This is a genomic window from Paenarthrobacter sp. FR1 (assembly GCF_051106045.1).
GTDB classification, from domain to species: Bacteria; Actinomycetota; Actinomycetes; order Actinomycetales; family Micrococcaceae; genus Arthrobacter; species Arthrobacter nitroguajacolicus_A.
In genome coordinates this window covers 1-3359 of the sequence record NZ_JBPFSF010000023.1, presented here as the reverse complement: position 1 = coordinate 3359, position 3359 = coordinate 1, and the positions used below count along the sequence as shown (strand labels likewise).

Sequence of the window (3359 nt, the reverse complement as noted above, 5' to 3'; positions counted from 1 at the left end):
TCGAAACCAGCTGAAAACCAGACCACCACACACGGGGGTGCGCAGCAACCTGGCAAAATTCAACCAATCAAAAAACAATCGGTATCAACAAACTTGGCACACTATTGAGTTCTCAAACAACAGACCCCCCAAAACATCACCCCACAGCACACCACAAAAGCAGCACACCACAACAGGGCCATTGGAAAAGAAGAGTTATTTTTGGCCGCCTACCGAACCGTACACACCTTCCGGCTTTCCGTTTCGCACCCGGCGACTCAGAAAACAATACACGCCCCACCACCCCAACGCAAATCCACCCCAAACCCCACCCCCACCACCCCACCAAACCCCACCACCCGCCGTCGAACCCTGCCCCCCTAGCGGGTCATCAGCGCACGTAAGACGGCAATCACCGCAGCGGGATCCTCCTCCGCCATGAAGTGTCCGGAGTTCGTGGTCACATGTTCAAGGTTGGGCGCCCAGGCACTCCACAGTGCCTTGGCGTCGTAACCGAGCGCTGCGCCCCAATCCTGCTGCATCACAGTGACGGGCATGGCCAAAGCGCGGCCGGCGTCCCTATCGGCACGGTCATGCGCGACGTCAATCCCTGCCGAAGCTCGGTAGTCCGCCACGATCGACACCACCGCCTCGCGCGACGCCCGGAGGTACTCAGCCCGATACGTGTCAGGAATCGCTTCCGGATCAGCGGTCCACCCATCCAGGAAGGATGCAAAGAAGGAATCGGCCGTGGCTTCGATCATCGGTTCCGGGATCCCTGCCGGCTGGGCCATGAGATATAGGTGCCACGCCACCTTGGCCTCCGCTCCCCGGAGGATGTCCCACATATCCAACGTTGGCAGCACATCCAAGGCGAGAAGATGGCTCACTGCATCGGGGTGGTCCAAGCCGGCGCGGACGGCCACAAGGGCACCTCGGTCATGCCCGGCCAAAGCGAAGCGTTCATGACCGAGGAAGCGGGCGGCAGTTACGACATCGGCCGCCATGGTCCGCTTTGAGTACGTCTCTTCGCCTCTCTCCGCAGGCTTGTCACTCGCACCGTAGCCTCGTAGGTCAGGGCAAATAACTGTGTGGTCGGTCGCCAGATCAGCGGCGACGTGCCGCCACATGAGGTGCGTCTGGGGGAACCCGTGTAAAAGTACGACGGCGGGTCCGCTCCCGGCGACCGCCACGTTCAGTTGGACGTCGGGTGCTACGGGGACGCGGTGGTAGGTGGCATCGGGCAACAAGGTCAAAGCCATGGAATCTCCAATCGTTGGTGGTCACTCCACTCTCCTGCTACCGAATCAGCGCCCAATCAGCCGTCGGTTGTCGGGGCCTCTGACTACGATTGGCCTGTGAGCCCCCCGCAGATCAATGTCCTCGACCCATCCAGGTGACTGTGGACGGACTGATGCGGGACCTCTCTAAGCGACGGCACCGGGAGGTCATCGCCATACTCGTCGCGCAGCGGGGTCGGGCGATCCCTACGGCATCCCTGGTAGAAGAGCTCTGGGATGGCAGGCCACCCGCCGGGGCTGTTGGCTCCGTCCGTACCTTCATCGGCGAACTCCGCCGCATCCTGGAACCACGCCGACAACCCCGGACCCCGGCTGCAGTGCTGGTGACCGTCGGCGACGGGTATGCACTGAGATTGGGTCCCCAGTCAGTGGACGCCTGGCGATTCGAAGCGGCAATGGCGGGAGCAAGAGGGGCAAGTTCCGGTGGGACAGGCGCACTCCTATCGGCGGCACTGGCCGAATGGCAGGGCGACGCTTTTGAAGAGTTTGCCGAGAGACCGTGGGCCCACGCCGAGGTGACCCGCCTCCGTGAGCTGCGGCAGACCGCCGTCGAGCGTTTAGCCCAAGCACACATAGCCGCCGGCCGGCCTGACGATGCCGTGACCATGCTGGAGCCGCACGTGACAGCCAATCCTTGGCGCGAGGAGGGGTGGCGTCTCCTGGCACTGGCCCTCTACCGTGGGCATCGGCAGGGTGATGCGTTGGGGACACTTCGGCGGGCACGCCAACGGTTTGTCAATGACCTCGGGCTGGATCCGAGTCCTGTCCTCGCGGACTTGGAGGCCGGCATCCTGCGCAGGGATCCTGGCTTGGAACCTGAGCGCGGGCGCTTGGCTTTGACAGCCACAGCCTATTCACGGAGCGGCGCACGGGCGCAGTTGGAAGCGTCGAACGCAGTGCTCGGTAGCCTGGCCGTCGCTGGCGATCTGCAGACCGCGCGCACCCAGCGCCTTGAAGCCATCCGCGCAGCGCAGGAGCTGAACGATCCCGAACTCGTGGCCCGAATCGTTGGCGGCTACGACGTCCCCGGGATCTGGACGCGTTCAGACGATCCTGATGCGGCTGCCGCCATCGTCGCCGCTGCCGAGCAGGCGCTTACCTCAACCGCGCCCCTCAGCCACCGCACGCGCGCCCGCCTTCTGGCGACAATCGCCATGGAGTCCCGGGGAACATCCAACCGTCAGGAAGAGGCGGACGAAGCAGCGTCGATAGCCCGCGGCCTGGGCGATGCACAGCTCCTTTGCTTCGCCCTGAGCGCCCGGTACATGCAGGCATTCGCCCAGGCGGGGTCGGCGGCCCAGAGGGATTCGATTGGCCGGCAGTTGATAGCAACAGCGCTCGACGCCGATTCGCCCACCTTTGAGATCAACGGACGCCTCATTCGTATGCAGGCGCTGTGCGCCCTGGACGACATCGATGCTGCCAGCGCCGAAGCGGAGGCCATCGACCAATTGGCAGGGCGACACGAAAGACCGCTGGCCACGGTATTCACTCAGTGGTTTCGTTGGACCTTTCTGGGCAGCACGGGGACGCCACATGCGCCCGGGAAGATGCCAGGGTTCAGCGAGGGACTTCTGGCGTTGGCAGGATTCACCAGGAAGCTCCGCGACGCTGCGCAACTCCCTGAAGGTGATTTCGGCCCCCACGAGCGTTGGGTGCGCCCGCTCCTGTTGGCCCAGGAAGGCCAACGAAGCCTGGCCATCGAGGCTCTTCGGCAGCTTCCGGATCCGCCCAACGATCTCCTGCTTGAGGCTACTTGGTGCATTGTGGCTCAAGCGGCTTGCGAGCTGGAGGAGCCATCCGTGATGAATCAGGCATTGGCGGCACTGGCCCCTGCCAGCGGAGAACGGGCCGCCGGCAGCGGAGTTGTGGATGTGGGCAACGTTGACCGTTTCATTGCGATGCTCAAGGCCGCAGGGGCCTCCTTGGACTAAGGCCGTGCGCCATCGCGTGTTTGTTGTGTGGGTGTTAAAGGTGAAGAGCCCCGACCTGTGGTCGGGGCTCTTCGAATGGTTGTCCGGCGGTGTCCTACTCTCCCACACCCTCCCGGGTGCAGTACCATCGGCGCTGTGGGTCTTA

The 3359-nt window shown here is 63.7% G+C and carries 2 protein-coding genes; one reads left to right on the top strand and one right to left on the bottom strand.

Annotated features, from left to right (window positions below):
- Positions 1-359: 359 nt before the first annotated feature.
- Positions 360-1241, bottom strand: a complete 882-nt coding sequence (locus tag ACR30Z_RS22535; RefSeq protein ID WP_434374671.1) for an alpha/beta fold hydrolase — start codon at positions 1239-1241, stop codon at positions 360-362.
- 152 nt (positions 1242-1393) lie between these two features.
- Here ACR30Z_RS22535 and ACR30Z_RS22530 point away from each other — a divergent pair, with 152 nt between their 5' ends.
- A complete protein-coding gene (locus ACR30Z_RS22530; RefSeq protein WP_434374670.1) occupies positions 1394-3214 on the top strand; it encodes an AfsR/SARP family transcriptional regulator in 1821 nt (606 codons plus the stop codon).
- The last annotated feature ends 145 nt before the right edge of the window (positions 3215-3359 follow it).

Excerpts from the sequence above, each read along its gene's own strand:
- ACR30Z_RS22535 (WP_434374671.1), bottom strand. The coding sequence starts at position 1,241 with ATGGCTTTGACCTTGTTGCCCGATGCCACCTACCACCGCGTCCCCGTA.
- ACR30Z_RS22530 (WP_434374670.1), top strand. The coding sequence starts at position 1,394 with ATGCGGGACCTCTCTAAGCGACGGCACCGGGAGGTCATCGCCATACTC.